The organism is Streptomyces sp. NBC_00249 (genome assembly GCF_026342355.1).
Lineage (GTDB): Bacteria > Actinomycetota > Actinomycetes > Streptomycetales > Streptomycetaceae > Streptomyces.
On sequence record NZ_JAPEMV010000009.1, the window covers coordinates 151,894 to 169,653 of the forward strand.

General features: G+C 73.8%; 16 protein-coding genes. 7 read left to right on the forward strand and 9 right to left on the reverse strand.

Annotation, left to right across the window (positions count from 1 at the left end):
- Nucleotides 1-405: 405 nt before the first annotated feature.
- Complete coding sequence (locus tag OOK31_RS32540; protein WP_267090993.1) at nt 406-2,826, reverse strand: PQQ-binding-like beta-propeller repeat protein; 2,421 nt, start codon at nt 2,824-2,826, stop codon at nt 406-408.
- Between the two features lie 178 nt (nt 2,827-3,004).
- Nucleotides 3,005-3,805 (reverse strand): VOC family protein, encoded by an 801-nt coding sequence (locus tag OOK31_RS32545; protein ID WP_267090994.1) that lies wholly within the window; start codon nt 3,803-3,805, stop codon nt 3,005-3,007.
- A 366-nt stretch (nt 3,806-4,171) separates the two neighbouring features.
- Here OOK31_RS32545 and OOK31_RS32550 point away from each other — a divergent pair, with 366 nt between their 5' ends.
- Nucleotides 4,172-4,819 carry a TetR family transcriptional regulator gene (locus OOK31_RS32550; protein ID WP_053681170.1) on the forward strand — a complete coding sequence of 216 codons (648 nt, stop codon included), beginning with the start codon at nt 4,172-4,174 and terminating at the stop codon, nt 4,817-4,819.
- Between the two features lie 124 nt (nt 4,820-4,943).
- On the opposite strand, the gene OOK31_RS32555 is transcribed toward OOK31_RS32550, so the two are convergent.
- Both OOK31_RS32555 and OOK31_RS32560 read right to left on the reverse strand, forming a co-directional pair.
- Nucleotides 4,944-5,429, reverse strand: a complete 486-nt coding sequence (locus OOK31_RS32555) for a nitroreductase family deazaflavin-dependent oxidoreductase (RefSeq protein WP_267090995.1) — start codon at nt 5,427-5,429, stop codon at nt 4,944-4,946.
- Nucleotides 5,429-6,700, reverse strand: coding sequence for an acyl-CoA dehydrogenase family protein (locus OOK31_RS32560; protein WP_267090996.1), 1,272 nt, complete (start codon nt 6,698-6,700; stop codon nt 5,429-5,431). Before OOK31_RS32560 ends, OOK31_RS32555 begins: the two co-directional genes overlap by 1 nt.
- A 160-nt stretch (nt 6,701-6,860) precedes the next feature.
- On the opposite strand from OOK31_RS32560, the gene OOK31_RS32565 reads away from it, so the two are divergent.
- Nucleotides 6,861-8,063, forward strand: a complete 1,203-nt coding sequence (locus OOK31_RS32565) for an acetyl-CoA acetyltransferase (protein ID WP_267090997.1) — start codon at nt 6,861-6,863, stop codon at nt 8,061-8,063.
- Between the two features lie 433 nt (nt 8,064-8,496).
- The gene (locus OOK31_RS32570) at nt 8,497-8,862 is read left to right on the forward strand and encodes a hypothetical protein (protein ID WP_267090998.1); all 366 of its coding nucleotides are present in this window, start codon (nt 8,497-8,499) and stop codon (nt 8,860-8,862) included.
- A gap of 467 nt (nt 8,863-9,329) precedes the next feature.
- Here OOK31_RS32570 and OOK31_RS32575 read toward each other — a convergent pair whose 3' ends face one another.
- On the reverse strand, nt 9,330-9,920 hold the full coding sequence (locus OOK31_RS32575) for a hypothetical protein (RefSeq protein WP_267090999.1): 591 nt from the start codon (nt 9,918-9,920) through the stop codon (nt 9,330-9,332).
- A 24-nt stretch (nt 9,921-9,944) separates the two neighbouring features.
- Here OOK31_RS32575 and OOK31_RS32580 point away from each other — a divergent pair, with 24 nt between their 5' ends.
- Together OOK31_RS32580 and OOK31_RS32585 are read left to right on the forward strand one after the other, a co-directional pair.
- Entirely contained in the window at nt 9,945-10,616 is a 672-nt protein-coding gene (locus tag OOK31_RS32580; RefSeq protein ID WP_267091000.1) for a pyridoxal 5'-phosphate synthase, read from the forward strand.
- Between the two features lie 136 nt (nt 10,617-10,752).
- Entirely contained in the window at nt 10,753-11,115 is a 363-nt protein-coding gene (locus tag OOK31_RS32585; RefSeq protein WP_267091001.1) for a DUF4180 domain-containing protein, read from the forward strand.
- Between the two features lie 8 nt (nt 11,116-11,123).
- Here OOK31_RS32585 and OOK31_RS32590 read toward each other — a convergent pair whose 3' ends face one another.
- The 4 genes from OOK31_RS32590 to OOK31_RS32605 all read right to left on the reverse strand — a co-directional run bounded on the left by OOK31_RS32590 (nt 11,124) and on the right by OOK31_RS32605 (nt 13,484).
- Nucleotides 11,124-11,555 carry a Zn-ribbon domain-containing OB-fold protein gene (locus tag OOK31_RS32590; RefSeq protein ID WP_267091002.1) on the reverse strand — a complete coding sequence of 144 codons (432 nt, stop codon included), beginning with the start codon at nt 11,553-11,555 and terminating at the stop codon, nt 11,124-11,126.
- Nucleotides 11,552-12,004, reverse strand: coding sequence for a DoxX family membrane protein (locus tag OOK31_RS32595; RefSeq protein WP_267091003.1), 453 nt, complete (start codon nt 12,002-12,004; stop codon nt 11,552-11,554). The genes OOK31_RS32590 and OOK31_RS32595 overlap by 4 nt, the downstream gene beginning before the upstream one ends.
- 85 nt (nt 12,005-12,089) lie before the next feature.
- Complete coding sequence (locus OOK31_RS32600; protein WP_267091004.1) at nt 12,090-12,869, reverse strand: maleate cis-trans isomerase; 780 nt, start codon at nt 12,867-12,869, stop codon at nt 12,090-12,092.
- Between the two features lie 129 nt (nt 12,870-12,998).
- Nucleotides 12,999-13,484 (reverse strand): DUF3995 domain-containing protein, encoded by a 486-nt coding sequence (locus OOK31_RS32605; protein ID WP_267091005.1) that lies wholly within the window; start codon nt 13,482-13,484, stop codon nt 12,999-13,001.
- A 236-nt stretch (nt 13,485-13,720) separates the two neighbouring features.
- Between OOK31_RS32605 and OOK31_RS32610 the strand changes: the two genes are divergently transcribed.
- Nucleotides 13,721-14,890 (forward strand): NAD(P)/FAD-dependent oxidoreductase, encoded by a 1,170-nt coding sequence (locus tag OOK31_RS32610; protein WP_267091006.1) that lies wholly within the window; start codon nt 13,721-13,723, stop codon nt 14,888-14,890.
- A 180-nt stretch (nt 14,891-15,070) separates the two neighbouring features.
- Entirely contained in the window at nt 15,071-17,305 is a 2,235-nt protein-coding gene (locus OOK31_RS32615; RefSeq protein WP_267091007.1) for an acetate--CoA ligase family protein, read from the forward strand.
- The last annotated feature ends 455 nt before the right edge of the window (nt 17,306-17,760 follow it).

Here is a 17,760-nt window from a genome sequence, read left to right on the forward strand (position 1 = left end):
GGTGCCGTGCGCTACCTGGCGGGGCCCGAGTCGCCTTACGCGCACCGCGTAGCACCCCGCCTCTGCCCTGGCCGGGCCCGCCACCGGGAGCCGCCCCCGGACCCCCGCGCCTCAAACGCCGGCGGGGCTGAAAGACCCTGGGGCTCCGCCCCAGACCCCGCGCCTCAAACGCCGGCGAGGCTGATAAATCCAGCCCCGCCGGCGTTTGAGGCGGGAACGGTGGAAGGGCGGGTAGGGGAACGCCCCGCGTAGCGGCAACGGTCCGCAGACGACAGACGGGCTCGGCCACCCGGACCGGCCCCGCCCGGCCACCGACGGCCGGAGGCCGGCGCAGCGGTGCGAAGCCGGGGAGGCCGCTCGCGGCCGAGCCGCGCGAGCGGCGCGTCGGGAAATGGGCGCGGCGCGTCAAGAAGCGTGCCGGGTGCCCGTGCCCTTCGCCGCGTCCAGGGCGTACACGCAGCGGTCCTTGCTGCACGCGTACACCACGCCCGCCTCCGCCACCGGGGCGCCGGTGATCTCGCCGCCCGTGGCGAGCTTCCAGCGGAGCTGGCCGCCCGCCGCGTCCAGGGTGTAGAGGCAGTGGTCGGCGGAGCCGAAGTGGACCCGGCCGTCGGCGACCGCCGGCGGGCCGGTGATCTCGCCGCCGGCCGCGAACCGCCACTTCGGGGTGCCCGTGACGGCGTCGAGGGTGTAGAGGGCGCTGCCGGCGCCCAGGTGGACGTTGCCGCCCGCCACCAGGACCGGGTCGGAGGCCGGGCGCGGCTCGGTGGCGATGCGCCAGCGGTCCTTGCCGGTGGCGGCGTCCAGGGCGTAGACGGTGCCCAGGTAGTCGGCGAGGTAGACGCCTCCGCCGGTGACGGCCGCGCCGGGCGCGAACGCCGGGGGCGCGAGGAACACGGCGGGGGCCTCGAAGTGCCAGCGGACCCGGCCGGAGGCCCGGTCCACGGACAGGACGCGGGTCCCGGCGGCGACGTAGACGTTGCCGTCGGGGGCGGGGGTGACGCGGACGGGGACGTTGCCGCAGGACGCGGCGTCCCCGACGGGGTAGGACCAGGCTTCCCGGCCGGAGCGGGCGTCGAGGGCGCGCAGCCGGGCGTCCTGCCAGACGTAGACGGTGCCCTCGTGGAGGACGGGGGCGGCCTCGGGGGTCTCGAAGTCGCTCTGGGCGCCGGTCAGCTCCCACAGCTTCTGCCCGTTGGAGGCTTCCCACCCCTGGACGCCGCCGCCGCGCGTGGCGGTGATGACGGTGCCCCGGTCGGCGCGCAGGGCGTACACCCAGGAGTCGGTGGCCAGCCGCCACCGCTCGGCGCCGTCCTTGGCGTCGAGCGCGTACAGGGAGGGGCCGTCGGAGGCGTGGATGCGGCCGTCGGCGACGGCCATGGACCAGGCGACGTCCCGCGTCTTGAACTGGCGGCGGCCGCTGCCGACGTCCAGGGCGTGCACCTCGAAGGAGGTGACGTAGAGCAGGTCGCCGGCGACGGTCGGGGTGCCCCACACCTCGTTGGACATGCGGAAGCGCCACGGCCGCCAGCGGCCGCTGTCCGGGGACGGCCCGGGCGCCGGGACGCCGGTCGCCGCCGACGACGCGGCGGGGGCGGCGGACACCACGGAGGAGGACGCGCCGGGCGGGCGGACCCAGCCCGTGGCGGCGTTCCCGGCGGCGTGCCCGGCCGGGGCGGACGCCGTCGCGCGCGGGCCGGGCCCGATCGGTACGGGGGAGCCGCCGAGCCGGACGGGGGCGCCGGGCAGCGAGGACACCGGGGCCATCGGCGGCCGGTCGGGGCGCGGCGGGGCGGCCTGCCCGGTGCGCGGGTCGACCCACGGGTCGGCGGCGCCGCGCGGCTGGCGGTGCGTGGAGTAGCCCTGCGGGCCGGACGGCGGCCCGGACGGGGACGGGGAGGGCGCCGGGACCACGGGCACGGCGGGCGTACGGTTGCCCGCGCGCCGGGCCTCGATCATGGCGACGGCCCGCGTCGGGAGCCAGGCGGAGGCCGTGCCGCTCTCGTCGCCGCCCTCGAAGAGGTGCGGGGCGAGCTGCGCCTGGAGGTCGGCGGGGGTGGGGCGCTGGGTGGCGTCCATCTGCATGCAGGAGTCGATGAGCGGCCGCAGCTCGTCGGGCAGACCGTCCAGGTCGGGGCCCTCGCGCAGCAGCATGAACACCGTCTCGACCGGGTTCGCCCCGTGGTACGGGGGGTGTCCGGTCGCGGCGAAGACGAGGGTGGAGCCGAGGGAGAAGACGTCGCTGGCGCCCTTGACGCTGCGCGAGTCCTTCGCCTGTTCGGGCGACATGTAGGCGGGGGTGCCGACGGCGACGTTCGTCATGGTCAGGCGGGTGTTGGAGACGCCGCTCGCGATGCCGAAGTCGATCACGCGCGGGCCGTCCTCGACGACGAGCACGTTGGACGGCTTCAAGTCGCGGTGGACCAGTCCGGCACCGTGGATGGACTGGAGCGCCTCGGCGATTCCGGCGGCGAGCCACCGTACGGCCTGCGCGGGCATGGGCCCGCACTCGTTGACGATCTCCTCCAGGGAGGGCGCGGGCACGTACGCGGTGGCCAGCCAGGGCACGGCGGCCCGCGGATCGGCGTCGACGACGGCCGCGGTGTAGAAGCCGGACACGGCGCGCGCCGCCTCCACCTCACGGGTGAAGCGCACCCGGAAGAGCTGGTCCTCGGCGAGCTCGGTGCGCACCGTCTTGATCGCGACCCTGCGGCCGGACGCCGACCGTGCGAGATAGACCAGCCCCATGCCGCCGGCGCCGAGCCGTCCCAGCACCTCGAAGGGGCCGATCCGTCTCGGGTCGTGCTGCGTCAGCTGCTCCACCACTCGCCTCCACACCTCCCCGTACGGGCCACCGTCCGGACCCGTTTCCACCAGCACACGACCAGCTGCGCGCCGGGACGCACACGTCGCACCGGGCGGCGGTCGGCCGGCCCGTGCGGCGGTGTGCACACCCGATTCTGTCAGGCCCGCGCCTGGTCCGGCCCCGGCTCCCGCCGTGGTTTCACGCGCCGGTCCTCACGCGCGGCTCCGAGAGCAGTCCGAAGACGGCCCCCTGGTTGTCGGCGACGACCGCGATCCGCCCGTACGGCGTGTCGAAGGGGTCGGCGGTGACGCGTCCGCCGAGCCGCTGGGCGGTGGCGACGCTCTGGTCGCAGTCGGGGACGGCGAAGTACGCCAGGAAGTGCGCCGGCATGATCTCCGGGAAGGCGTCGGTGATGAGGCTGCGGCCGAGGACGGCACTCTCGCTGCCGGGGGCGCTGCCGGGCGGGGACCAGACGCGGTACTCGATGCCGCTCTCGGCGTCGTCCTGGTCCTGCGGTACGTAGCCGAAGACCTTGGCGTAGAAGACGTCGACGGCGTCGCGGGCGCGGGTGTAGACCTCCGACCAGCAGTACGTGTACGGCTCCTGCTGGGCGTCGAAGCCGTGGTGGGTGCCGGGCTGCCAGAGGCCGAAGACGGCTCCGCCGGGGTCGGCGGCCATCGCGGCGGTGCCGTAGGGGCCGACGGGCTGCGGGTCCATGACCATCTGGCCGCCGGCGGCGCGGATGCGGGCCGCGCAGGCGTAGGCGTCGGAGGTGTACAGGTACACGCCCCAGACGGTGGGCATGCGGCCGTCGGGCTTGGGGGCGAGGGCGGCGACGTTGCGGCCGCGGCTGTAGGCCTGGGTGTAGTGCCCGTACTCGGCTCCCGCGCTGTCGCCGAAGGTCCACCCGAAGAGCTCACCGTAGAAGCGCTTGCCCGCCTCGACGTCCGGGAGCGAGGCGTCGACCCAGCAGGGCGAGCCTTCCGCGAATGCGGCCATGAGCCGGGTCCTTCCGTCCGTCGGACCTTTCAGGCGGGTTTGCGCCTTTTGGCCATGATCTGCCCGAAACTTGTCCACAGCCTGTTGATAAGACTATTCGGGGGATACGCCACGATACGGGTGGGCCTGCCGGGGGCGGGCGGGAGGGGTGCGGGCTCGGTGCGGGCGGGTCGAGGGCGCGGTGCGGACTCGGTGCGGGCGGGGTGCGGCAGGGCCCGGCCCCGGGCCCCGGCCGCACGGCCGGAATGCGTCGCAAAGGCCACCGCGCGGACACTTCCGCCCAGGTCGACGGGGTCCCGGTAGCCGGGTAACCCCATTTGCAGGCGGCCGAATAGCGCGCCGATCCCCCCTCGGTAAGCTGACGGCATGACAGGACAAGTACGCACCGTCGACGGGCGTGTCGCCGGCCGGCGCGGCCAGGCGACGCGGCAGAAGCTGCTCGACTGCCTCAGCGAGATGCTCAGCTCCTCGCCGTACCGCGACGTCAAGGTGATCGACGTCGCCCGCAAGGCCGGCACCTCCCCCGCGACCTTCTACCAGTACTTCCCGGACGTCGAAGGCGCCGTCCTGGAGATCGCCGAGCAAATGGCCACCGAGGGTGCCCAGTTGACGGCGCTGGTCGAGGGCCGAAACTGGGTCGGCAAGGCCGGCTGGGCCGCCGCCGAGGAACTCGTGGAAGGATTCCTGGAGTTCTGGCGGCGCAACGACGCGATCCTGCGGGTCGTCGACCTCGGCGCGGCCGAGGGCGACAAGCGGTTCTACAAGATCCGCATGAAGATCCTGAACTCCGTCACCAACTCCCTCACGGAGTCGATGAAGGAGCTCCAGGCCAAGGGCAAGGTCGACAAGGACCTCAGCCCGGCGGCGATGGCGGGATCCCTGGTCGCGATGCTGGCCGCGGTCGCCTCGCACCAGAAGGGCTTCCAGACCTGGGGCGTCAAGCAGGCCGAGCTCAAGCCGAACCTGGCGCTGCTCGTGCACCTGGGCATCACCGGGAAGAAGCCGACCAAGTGACGGCGGACCCTCCCGAGTGAGGGTCCGCCGGCCTTGCCCGTCCTACGCCAACACCCCTGCCTGTAGCTGTGATCAGTACCTGCGATCAGTACGTGTGACCAGCACCTGTGATCAGCGCCTGTGATCAGCGTCGCCGCTCCAGGCGGAACAGCCTGATCTCGCGCTCGATGCGCGCCTGGTACGTCGCGTACGGCGGCCAGAACCTCAGCACCGCCTGCCATGCCTGGGCGCGCTCGGCCCCCTCCAGCAGCCGGGCCCGTACGGGGATGTCCCGCCCCTGCCAGTTCACGTCCGCCTCCGGATGCTTCAACAGGTTCCCGGTCCATGCCGGGTGGCCGGGGCGGCCGAAGTTGGAGCCGATCAGCAGCCAGCTCGCGCCACCTTCCTCGGGCATGCACGCGAGCGGGGTGGTGCGCGGCTCACCCGTCTTGGCGCCCCGCGCCGTGAGGATCACGCCCGGCAGCATCCGGGCGCTGAGCAGCACCTTGCCGCGGGTCAGCTTGTGCACCGCCTTGTCCATCGCCGGGATGACGTGCGGTGCGATCCTCGCGAACAGCATGGTCGAGGAGACCTTCTGCATCAGTTTGACGCCGGTGGTCACGGGAGACATCAGACGGCCACCCTCTCTGGTGTCGGCGGCGGTGTCGGCGGCCCGGCGAACAGGCCGGCGCTGTGCGCGGCGTGCGCGCGGATCCGGTGGACCGGGCCGAAGAGCAGTTCGTCGGCGGCGGCCCGTTTGAAGTACAGGTGTGCGTCGTGCTCCCAGGTGAAGCCGATGCCGCCGTGCAGCTGTATCGCCTCGCCCGAGGTGATCCGCAGGGCCTCCAGGGCCTGGGCGAGGGCGAGTGCGCCCTGGTCCGGGTCCCAGGCGGCGTAGTAGGCGGCGGAACGCGCCGCCTGGACGTGGACGTAGAGGTCGGCGAGGCGGTGCTTGACCGCCTGGAAGGAGCCGACGGCCCGGCCGAACTGCTCGCGCCCGCGCACGTACTCCACGGTGCGGGCGAGCGCCTGCCCGGCCGCGCCGACCGCCTCGGCGGCGAGCAGGGTGGCGGCGGTGCGTCCGGTGCCGGCGAGGGCGGCGAGCACGCGGGCGGCCTGGGCTTCGCGCCGGCCGTCGGTGCCGCTGCCGGTGCCGATGCCGCTGTCGATGCCGTTGCCGCCGTCCCCGCTTCCCAGCAGTTCCGCGGGGACGTCGCGCAGCTGCACGCGGCCCTGGGGGCGGGTCTCGTCGAGGGTGTTCTGCCGGTCCCGTACGAGGCCGGGCGCGTCCGCCCGTACGAGGAACAGCAGCGCCCGGCTGCGGGCGAAGCCGCCGGTGTGCGCGGCGACCAGGAGCAGGCCGGCGCTGTGGCCGTCCAGCACCTGCGGCACCTCCCCGTACAGCCGCCAGCCCCCGTCCTCGCCGGTCCGGGCCTGGACCCCGCCCGCGCGGCCCCCGCCGGCCCAGTCGCCGGGGGCGTTGTCCCCGGTCAGCGCGAGGGCGGTGGCGAGGGCCGGGCCGGGTACGGCGAGCGCGGCCGTCAGCTCCCCGGAGGCGAGCGCGGGCAGCAGGGCGGAGCGCTGCGCGGCGGTGCCGAGGGCCGTGACGAGCGGGGTGGCGAGCCCGGCGGTGGCCAGCAGCGGGGAGGGCAGCAGCACCCGGCCGGTCTCCTCGCAGGCCAGGGCCAGGTCGGCGGGGGCGCAGCCGACGCCGCCGTACTCCTCGGCGACGGCGAGGCCCGGCAGGCCGAGCTGCCGGGAGAGCTGCTGCCACAGCTCGGGGTCGTGTCCGGCGGCGGTCCGGACGGCGGCTTTGACCTCGTCCGGGCCGCAGCGTTTGCCCAGGATCTCGCGCAGGGTGCGGCGTATCTCGTCCTGCTCCGCGGTGAAGGCGGCGTCCATCGTCGGGCTCCTCCCGGGGGCACCTCCCAGCGGTGGCCGGGGGCGCATCTGACGGGCCGTCATGTTAGGGCTGCGGGGGCGAGAAACACAGGGGGCGGAGGTGTCCGACTGCGGAGCGGGGTCTAGCATCTGACAGACCGTCAGCTGTACCGTCCTGCCCATGCCTGGAACCGAATCCGGACCCGCCCCCGCCGCCCCGCTGCGCCGCCGCCGCGTCGCGGTGGTCGGCGTCGCCCTCTCCGACTGCGGCCGGGTCGACGGCCCGACCCCCTACGCCCTGCACGCGCAGGCCGCCCGGCGGGCACTGGCCGACTCCGGCCTGGACCGGTCCGTCATCGACGGCTTCGCCTCGGCCGGCCTCGGCACCCTCGCCCCGGTGGAGGTCGCCGAGTACCTGGGGCTGCGCCCCACCTGGGTCGACTCCACCTCCGTCGGCGGCTCGACCTGGGAGGTCATGGCCGCCCACGCGGCGGAAGCCATCGCCGCCGGACACGCCAACGCCGTCCTGCTGGTCTACGGCTCCACCGCCCGCGCCGACATCAAGGCCCGCCGCCGCACCTCGAACCTCTCCTTCGGCGCCCGCGGACCGCTCCAGTTCGAGGTCCCGTACGGCCACACGCTGATCTCCAAGTACGCGATGGCCGCGCGCCGCCACATGCACGAGTACGGGACGACCCTGGAGCAGCTCGCCTCGGTCGCCGTCCAGGCCCGCGCCAACGCGGCCACCAACCCGGACGCGATGTTCCGCACCCCGCTCACGGTGGACGAGGTGCTCACCTCCGAGATGATCGCGGACCCCTTCACGAAGCTGCACTGCTGCATCCGCTCGGACGGCGGCTGCGCGGTGCTGCTGGCCGCGGAGGACTACGTACCGGACACCGCGAAGACCCCGGTGTGGGTCCTGGGCGCGGGCAGCGCCGTCTCCCACACCACGATGTCGGAATGGGAGGACTTCACCGTCTCCCCGGCGGCCGTCTCCGGCCGCCTCGCCTTCGAACGGGCCGGCCTGACCCCGGCCGACGTCGACCTCGCGGAGATCTACGACGCCTTCACGTACATGACCCTGGTGACCCTGGAGGACCTCGGCTTCTGCGCGAAGGGCGAAGGCGGAGCCTTCGTCGAGAAGGGCCGCCTGCTCCGCGAGGGCGACCTCCCGGTCAACACCGACGGCGGCGGCCTCTCCGCCTGCCACCCGGGCATGCGCGGCCTGTTCCTCCTCGTGGAAGCCGTCCGCCAACTCCGCGGCGAAGCGGGCCCGGGCCAGGTGACCCGCCGCGACGGCCACCTCCCGGAGGTAGCCCTGGCCTCGGGCACGGGCGGGTGGTTCTGCTCGTCGGGGACGGTGATCCTGGGGCGGGGGTGATTGGGGGGGTGGGGCGGGTCTCTCAGGGGTGCGGCGGGCTGCCTTCGGCTGCCATCCCAGGCATCCGGCCAGCTCAGAGCCCCGTTCCGGGACCAAGGTGCGGCTCTACCCGCACGAAATGACGACGAGAACGCCATCCGGCCCCTCCAGCCCCCTCCAGACGCGTCAGATCGCTACGCGCTCCTCTTTTCTCAGCGACTGCGGCCCGTCCGGGGCTGGTCATAAGCCGCCAACGATCGCTACACAGCCGATGTCATATGGCGGCGAGCAGGCCGGCCGGACGATTCGAACGGGCTGTCGACGAAACGGGACGAAATCGGGACGGTCCCGTCGACGGACTGGCTTGCTCCGCACGGGACCCCCGGGGGAAGGTTTCTTCCGACCCAAGATCAACTTTTGGTGCCCGCAAGCACCGCAACTCAGGGGGAAGACTGTGCAGATCCGTAGGAAGCTCGCCACCGCCGCAGTGACGCTCGCCGTGGCCGGTACCGGCCTCGTCGCCGGGACCGGGTCGGCGTGGGCCGCGGACAACGGCCAGCAGATCCAGATCGACGACGCCTCCCGCAGGGCCCAGTCCGTCTACATCAAGGGGTCCAACCAGAACGGCACCACGGTAGGCAAGTGCTTCAACATCACCCCGGACTCGTCTACGAAGCTGTGGGGCTGGTGGTGGAAGAACACCGTCGAGGTCACCGCTTACAGCTACAACAACTGTGGCGGCGGCCGCATCTCCACCCGCACCGCCTGGATCAACACCACTCAGAGCTGGGGTGACTTCCAGGTCGTCAGCGTCCGCTGACCGACCCACAGCGCACACCGCCCCGGCCGCGACGCGGCCGGGGCGTTCCCGTACCCCAGAACGACCCCAGACGGCCGCCAGCCGCTGAGAAATGAGGAGCGCGTAGCGATCTGACGCGTCTCCCCGCTCCCGATGGCCTTCTCGTCGTCATTTCGTGCAGGTAGGGCTCTGCCTTGGTACGGGAAGGGGCTCTGAGCTGCCCGGATGGGTGGATGGCGGCCGGAGGCAGGTCATCTCTTCGCTGACGGGGCCGCTCCTCATCTCTTCTGCCCCGTCCCGTTTCTTTGGGGGTTTCCCGGCAGTCTTCTGTTTTTCCGGGGCGGGACGGTCTGTCAAGGGTGGCCGAAGGCCATCGCGAAGCGACGCGACGAAGGAGCGCCCTTGACAGGCCGGCCCGACACGGAAGGACGATGAGACTGACGGGAAACCCCCAACCCCTCCCTGAGACCGCCCCGCCGGGACGCTGCCTACCACCCCAGCTCGTCCACCGGCCGCCCGTCCCGGGCTATGCGGAGGGTGTGCGGGGTGTGGTCGAGGTCGATGAGGGTGATGTGGGTGGCGTCGGGCCAGGTGGCCTCCAGGACGCCCTTCGGGTACGCCGCTCCCGGGGCCGGGGCCGCGTACTGGGCCACCGGCCAGCGGCGGGTGGCCGGGAAGGGGCCCGCGTCGACGTAGATGCGCCAGACCGGGTCGGTGAGTGCCGAGGTCTGTTCCACCACCAGGCGGCGGTGCGAGCCGTCCGGGGCGGGGACGTCGAACTCGCGGTCCGGGAACGGGTCGGAGACCAACTCGTAGGCGGGGACGGCGAGTACGCCCAGGACGGCCACCCCCGCCAGGGCCAGCCCGGCGGCCTTGCGGATGTCGGGGTGGCGGGCGTGGAGGAGGGCCGCGCCGACGAGGCAGAGGACGGCCAGGGCCGCGAGGAGCACGGGGTGGTTCAGTTCGGCCAGCAGGGCCGGGCCGCCGGGCCGGTCGTAGAGGGGGGCTGCGACCGCTACGCCCACCGATATGGCGGCGAGGGCGAGCAGCCCGCGCCCCCCAACCCTGTGCATGTCCATGGGCCCGCACCCTAGCCTGGGGGCATGACCAGCGACTTCCACAGCACCCTGCACTCCCTGCGGGTGTGGGACACCCCGCTCCCCGGCTTCGACACCGGGGCGGCGCCGGACGAGCCGCTGCCCCTGTTCCGCGAGTGGTTCGTCGAGGCGGCGCGGGCGGGGCAGGCCGAGCCGCACACGATGAGCCTGGCCACGGTGGACGCGGCGGGGCGGCCCGACGTACGCGTGCTGATGCTGCACGACGCGGACGCGCGCGGCTGGCACTTCGCCTCGCACGCCACCAGCGCCAAGGGCCGCCAGCTGGCCGGGTGTCCGGACGCGGCGCTCGTCTTCTACTGGCCGGCGCGGGGCCGGCAGGTCCGGGTACGGGGGCGGGTGGGGGCGTGTGGGCCCGAGGAGAGCCGGGCGGACCTCGCGGTGCGTTCGCGCGGGGCCCTCGCGGCCGCGCTGACCGGGCGGCAGAGCGAGGTGCTGGAGTCGGCCGGGGAGCTGGCGCGGGCTTCGGCGGCGGCGTGGGAGCGGGCGGGGGCCGAGCCGGACGCGCCGGCGCCGACCTGGACCCGGTACGTCCTGGACCCCGTCGAGGTGGAGTTCTTCCAGGGCGACGCCGCCCGCCGCCACGTCCGGCTCCGCTACCGGCGGGCCGAGCGCGGCGACGGCGGCGACGGGTGGGTGCGCGAGCTGCTCTGGCCGTAGGGCGGGGGTGACGGAACCCCCGCCCGCGCCGGTGCTGCTTCTCGTGCCCGTGCCGCACGTCCCGGCACGGCCCCCGCACGCCGCCCGGTCAATTTCGGTCGCCGCCGGGCCGGGCCGGGAACTAGGCTCGACGCCCATGAGCATCCTGCGGTCGATCCACGGCATACCGGTCCTGATGTGCGCCCCCGAAGGCCCGGCCATCGGCGCCGAACGCGACGCCCTGGACCTCATCGGCGACGCCGGCTACCAGGGCGCCCGCTGGGCCGTCGTCCCCGCCGGGCGGTTCGACGACGCGTTCTTCGAGCTGCGTACGCGGGTCGCCGGCGACATCATCCAGAAGTTCGCCCAGTACCGCGTCGGCCTCGTCGTCCTCGGCGACATCTCCCGCCACACGGACGCGAGTTCGGCGCTGCGCGACTTCGTCCGCGAGTGCAACCGCGGCACCCAGACCTGGTTCCTGGCCGACGCCGATGAGCTCGACGAGCGCCTGAAGGGCTAGGCCGCCCCTCAGGCCGGTCGGAAGACCGCCACCGAGACCCCCTCCGCCGCCTCGCGGAAGGTGACCTGGAGGAGCATGCCGATGCGCAGGGCGCCGTCCGGGCAGTCGACGACCTCCGCCATCATCCGGGGGCCCTCCGCGAGGTCGACGACGGCGGCCGTGTACGGGACGCGGGTGCCGAAGGGCGGGAGGTCGTTGCGGTGGATCACGGACCAGGTGTAGAGGGTGGCGCGGCCACCGGCCTCCTCCCAGGTCACCCGGTCCTCCCCCGCCCAGCAGTGCGGGCAGAACTCGCGGGGGTAGTGGTGGGCGCGGCCGCAGTCGGCGCAGCGGCGCAGCAGGAGGCGGCCTTCGGCGGCGGCGTCCCAGTAGGGGCGGGTGAACTCGTCCGCCTCCGGGAGGTCGTAGCGCGGGGTGTTCGCGGGGGCGTTCGCGGTCACAGGAAGAGTCCGATCGAGGCGTCGAGGGACCAGGCCTGCCAGCCCATGGCGAAGAGCGCGACGAGCGAGATGAGCGCCATCATCGCGTTCTGGCCCTGTTCGGCCCAGTCGTGGATCATCAGCACGAGGTAGAGCAGGTTCAGCAGCAGTCCGCCGATCAGGGCGACCGGGGTGAGGAAGCCGAGCACCAGGCCGAGCCCGAGGGCGAGTTCGGCGTAGACGACGATGTACGCCATGAGTTTCGGGCGGGGCCGGACGACCTTCTCGAAGCCGCCCTTGACGAAGCCCCAGCGGTGTTTGCCGGCGACGTCGGCGGCCCAGGCTATGCCGGTGCCGCGTTCGAACCAGCCCTTCTTGTCCTTGTGCCGCCAGCTCTCCAGCCACCACAGGCCGAGGCCTATCCGCAGTACGGCGAGCCATTCGGCTCCGCTGAGCCAGACGGTCTGCATCGGCAGTCCTCCACCCTCCACCACCACCACCACCTGATCTGACGGTACGTCAGTTCAGCGGATGGCGGCCCATCCCGCAAGCCCCCTACGACGTCCGGCCGCCCCGGAACAGCGCGCCGTACCCCGTCACCGCGCCGACGGGATGCCCCGCCGCCGCCAGGGCCGCCCACAGCAGCACCTGGTTCGCGGTGAGCACCGGCCGCCCGAGGGTGGCTTCGAGGGCCTCGATCACCCCGACCGCGCGGAAGCCGTTGCCGCCGATCACGACCGCCTCGGCCGCGTCGGGGACCTCGCGCGCCACCCAGTCGTGCAGGGCCTGCGGCCGGACCAGCCGCTGCCCGCCGGGCAGCCCGCACGGGGCGGCGTACGCGACCTCGAACCCGGCCTCCTCGTAGTAGCCGCGCCCCAGCTCGTTCAGGGTGGCGTCGAACCACGGCGGATCGACGAGGGCGATCCGCCCGACCCCCAGCACCCGCAGCGCCTCGACGGCGGCCGCGCACGTCGCGACCACCGGCAGCCCGTGGGCCCGCTCCCGCAGCCGGTCCAGCATGTACGCCTCCCCGCGCGCCCCGATCACGTACGCGGAGCTGGTGAAGGCGTAGGCGATGGCCGCCACCGGGGCGGCGGCCAGCAGCACGGCCGCCTCGTCCACGTGCGGGGGCTCCGCGAAGGCCCGGACGGGCGCGAGCGGGATGGTGGCGTCCATCTCACCGCCGTCGCGCATGGCACCGAACGGCACCCGGGCGGCGTGCAGGCCCACCTCCGGCGGGGCCATGGCACGCAGCTCCGACTCGGGGCCCACGTCGGCGTGGGGGGTGAGGACACCGAGGCGGACGCGTACGTCCCATCCGTCGGGCTGCCACATCGCACCGCTCCTCTCCGCTGGGCCGGACCCCCACTGTGCAGCGCACCGCCCCCGGCACGGCGCTGCAACGCCGGACCGCCCGCCCGGACCGCCCGCCCGGGCGGCCCGTACGGCACAGCGCACACGGCCTCAGCCCCTGCGCCCGTCGCGCAGCCGCTTCCAGGCGGCCGCGCCGAGCGTGACGCCCCACACCACGAACAGGGCGTACCAGAAGAGCCCCCAGGCGGCCTGCGGGTGCGCGTCCTGCGCGGCGAAGGCCGGGGCGGAGACGACCCGTTCGGCGGCGAGCAGGTACTGGAGCGCGAAGTACGTGAACCCCCAGAGCGTCATCCCGGCCGAGGCGGCCAGCACCGGGACGGCGAGCAGCCGGCGCGGGAGCCGGCGGCCCCACGGCCGGACCAGGGCCAGCGCGACGACCGCGCCGAGCACGGCGACGCCGCCCATCCCCCAGTAGCCGACGGCGGCCTCCCAGGTGCCGTGCGGGGCCCCGGCGAAGTCGCCGGGGAAGGTGGCCCCGATCCCGGCGCCCCACCAGAAGTGCGGCGCCGCGTACGCGAGGGCCGCCGCCGCGGCCGCGTAGCCCGTCCATCCGTGCCGTACCGCCGTCGCGCCCATGACGTCCCCCGATGTCCCGATGTCCCGTCGGCGGGGGCCCGTCGCCGCCCGCCCGGAACCAGTCTGGCCGGGCACGCCCCCGCCGCGGATCGCCCGCCCGCCCGATCCGCCTCCCCCGCGGGAGGGAGGCGGGGCAGGGCCCGGAGGCGTACGCGACGGCCGCCGTGATCGATCCGCAATCGATTCCCTCCTCGTCCGAGACCCATCAACGCTGTGTGTCGATACGCTCACTCCTCATGCCCGAGCCCGACATGACCGCCACCCAGCCCCGTCCCGTGTACGTGATCGGCGGTGGTCCCGGGGGCCTCGCCGTCGCCGCGGCGCTGCGTTCCCGCGGGGTGCGCGCCGTGGTCGTGGAGAAGGCCGGCTCCGTCGGCACCTCCTGGCGCGGCCACTACGCGCGACTGCGCCTGCACACCACCCGGCGGCTGTCCGCCCTGCCCGGCCTCGCGATACCGCGCCGCTTCGGGCGCTGGGTGGGACGGGCCGACGTGGTGCGGTACCTGGAGAAGTACGCCGAGTTCCACGAGCTGGAGCTGGTCACGGGCGTCGAGGTGACCCGTATCGAGCGCGCCGCCGACGGCGAGGGCTGGACCCTGCACGCCTCGGGCGGCCGGCAGCTCGCGGCGGGGGCCGTGGTCGTGGCGACGGGCTTCAACCACACCCCCGCGCTCCCCGACTGGCCGGGCCGGGACACGTACACCGGTCCGCTGCTGCACGCGTCCGCGTACCGCGATCCGGGGCCGTACGCCGGCCAGGACGTGCTGGTCGTCGGCGTCGGCAACACCGGCGCCGAGATAGCCGTGGACCTCGCCGACGGCGGGGCCGCCCGGGTGCGCCTCGCGGTGCGCACCGTCCCGCACATCGTGCGCCGCTCGACGGCCGGCTGGCCGGCGCAGCGCACGGGGATCCTCGTACGGCACCTGCCGGTGCGGCTCGTGGACCGGCTCGGGGCGCTCACCGCGAAGGCTTCCGTCCCGGACCTGTCGGCGTACGGGCTGCCGCGGCCCGACACCGGCCTGTACAGCAGGGTGAAGCAGGGGGCGATCCCGGTGCAGGACGTCGGCCTGATCGACGCGGTGCGCTCCGGCCGGGTCGAGCCGGTCGCCGCCGTCGCCTCCTTCGACGGCGCCGAGGTGGTCCTCGCGGACGGTACGAGGATCAGCCCGGACGCCGTCGTCGCCGCGACGGGCTACCGGCGCGGCCTGGAGGCCCTGGTGGGGCACCTCGGCGTCCTGGACGAGCGCGGCCGCCCCCTCGCCCACGGCCCCCGCACCCATCCCGGGGCGCCGGGCCTGTACTTCACCGGGTACACGAACCCGATCAGCGGCATGTTCCGCGAACTGGCCCTGGACGCGGACCGCATCGCCAAGGCCCTGTCCCGCAAGCCCCGCCGCCGCCCCTGACCCACCGGGGCCGAAACGGGTCTGGCCCCTTCCCACCCACGTCTGCCACCGTTCCACACACCACCTCCACGACCTTTCCCGCGCAACCCCATTCCTGACGGCGTGTCAGTTGAGTAATCTGACACCACGTCAGCTAAAGCTGATTCCATCGGGGTTCATCGAGCAGGAGCGGGCGAAGCGATGCTTGGATCAACTCACGGCACCCTGACCACCGACCTCCGCGCGCGAGTCGAGGCCTGCGGGGAGAGCCCCAGGACGGCCGTCCACTCCACGGCGGCGCCGTCCGCCGAGGACCCGTCCGCCCTGGACGTCAGCGGACGGCCCCTGCACTCCGATGTGCCCGACCTGGACCGGTTCTTCCGGCCCGAGTCCGTGGCCGTCGTCGGCGCATCCGACACCGAGGGCCGGCCCAACACGGGCATCACCCGGCAGCTCATCGCCTGGGCCGAGCGCGTCGGCGCCCGCATCCACCCGGTCCATCCCACCCGCGCCACCGTCTTCGGCCTGCCCTGCCACGCCTCCGTGGCCGACCTGCCCGAAGAGGTGGACCTCGCCGTCCTCCTGGTCTCGGACCCCCTCCCCGTCATCGAGGAACTCGCCGACACCAAAGTGAAGTTCGCCGTCGCCTTCGCCTCCGGCTTCGCCGAGACGGGCGACGCCGGCGCCGCCGCCCAGACCCGCCTCGCCGCCGCCGTGCAGCGCTCCGGCCTGCGCCTCCTCGGCCCCAACACCAACCTCAACGCCTTCGAGGAATTCCGCGACGACCTCGACGGGCCGGCCATCGCCCTCATCACCCAGTCCGGCCACCAGGGCCGCCCGGTGTACACCCTCCAGGAGCTCGGCATCCGCCTCTCCCACTGGGCGCCCACCGGCAACGAGGCCGACCTCGAGACCTCCGACTTCATCTCCTACTTCGCCGAACAGCCCGAGGTCGGAGCCATCGCCTGCTACGTCGAGGGCCTCAAGGACGGCCGCGCCTTCCTCCTCGCCGCCGACCGGGCCGCCCGCAACGGCGTCCCCGTCGTCGCCGTCAAGGTCGGCCGCACCGAGACCGGCGCCCGCATGGCCGCCTCCCACACCGGCAAGCTCACCGGCGCCGACACCGTCGTGGACGCCGCCATGCGCCAGTTCGGGGTGATCCGCGTCGACGGCCTCGACGAACTCCAGGACACCGCCGCCCTCCTCGCCCGGGCCCGCCCCCCGAAGGCCGACGGGGTCGTCGTCTACTCCATCTCCGGCGGCACCGGCGCCCACTTCTCCGACCTCGCCACCGAGGCGGGCCTCTCCCTCCCCACCCTCTCCGAGGCCAAACAGGCCGAACTCCACCAGTGGATCCCGCCCTACCTCAACGTCGCCAACCCGGTCGACAACGGCGGCCACCCGGTGGGCGACTGGCGCGGCCGCAAAATCATCGACGCCCTCCTCGCCGACCCCACCGTCGGCGTCCTCATCTGCCCGATCACGGGCCCCTTCCCCCCGATGAGCGACAAACTGGCCAAAGACCTCACAGAAGCGGCCGAATCCACAGACAAACTCATCTGCGTCATCTGGGGCTCCCCCGTAGGCACCGAAGAGGCCTACCGCACCACCCTCCTCGGCTCCTCCCGCGTGGCCACCTTCCGCACCTTCGGCAACTGCATCACCGCCGTCCGCGCCTACCTCGGCCACCACCGCTTCACCGCCGCCTACCGCTCCCCCTTCGACGAAGCCCCCCGCACCCCCTCCCCCTCGTACCGCAAGGCCCAGGCCCTGATGCGCCCCGGCCAGCAACTCAGCGAGCACGCCGCCAAGCAGCTCCTGCGCGCCTACGGCATCCGGGTCCCCCGCGAACAGCTGGTCACCAGCGCGGCGGCGGCCGTCCGCGCGGCCGGCCTCGTCGGCTACCCGGTCGTCATGAAGGCCTCCGGCCCCCAGCTGGCCCACAAGACAGAACTCGGCCTGGTCAAGGTCGGCCTCACCTCCGCCAGCCAGATCCGCGACGCCTACCGGGAACTCACCGACATAGCCCGCTACGAGAACATCCCCCTCGACGGGATCCTGGTCTGCCAGATGGTCGAGCGGGGCGTCGAAATGGTCGTCGGCGTCACCCGCGACGACCTCTTCGGCCCGACCGTCACCGTGGGCCTGGGCGGGGTCCTCGTCGAGGTCCTCCACGACGCGGCGGTCCGCGTGCCGCCCTTCGGGGAGGACCAGGCCCGGCACATGCTCACGGAACTCCGGGGGCACGCGCTCCTCGAAGGGGTCCGGGGGGCGCCGCCGGCGGACGTCGACGCGCTCGTCGAGGTGGTCCTACGGGTCCAGCGGATGGCGCTCGAACTGGGGGACGTCCTCTCCGAGCTGGACATCAACCCCCTGATGGTCCTCCCCCGAGGCCAGGGGGCGGTAGCCCTGGACGCGCTGGCCGTCTGCCGCTGACCACCCCGCACGGTCCTCTCCCCGCCCCACCGTTCCCGCCTCAGAGCCGGCGCGGCTCAAACCCCTGGGGCTCCGCCCCAGACCCCGCGCCTCAAACGCCGGCGAGGCTGGATCGCGTAGCCGTTCGCGTGCGGGTCCGCTCCCGGGGGCCAGCCCCCGGACCCCCGCTCCTCAAACGCCGGAGGGGCTGGATTTGGCGGGGCTGGATTTGCTGGCGTTGCCGGGGAATGGGCCCACGCGGGATCAAGGGACCTGGCCCGGATCAGAGACGTGAGACGTGAGGGGTCGGGGACGGGGTGGGGTGTCGTCCGGGATGTAAAACGTGATTTGTTGGCGCGCGGTGCCGCCACACCAACGGAGCTTCGGATCGGGCGCCATAAATCATGCCTATCCCGGACGGCACCCCACCCCGTCCCCGACCCCGCCCCCACCCGCAGCCCCGCCCGGGCACCGGC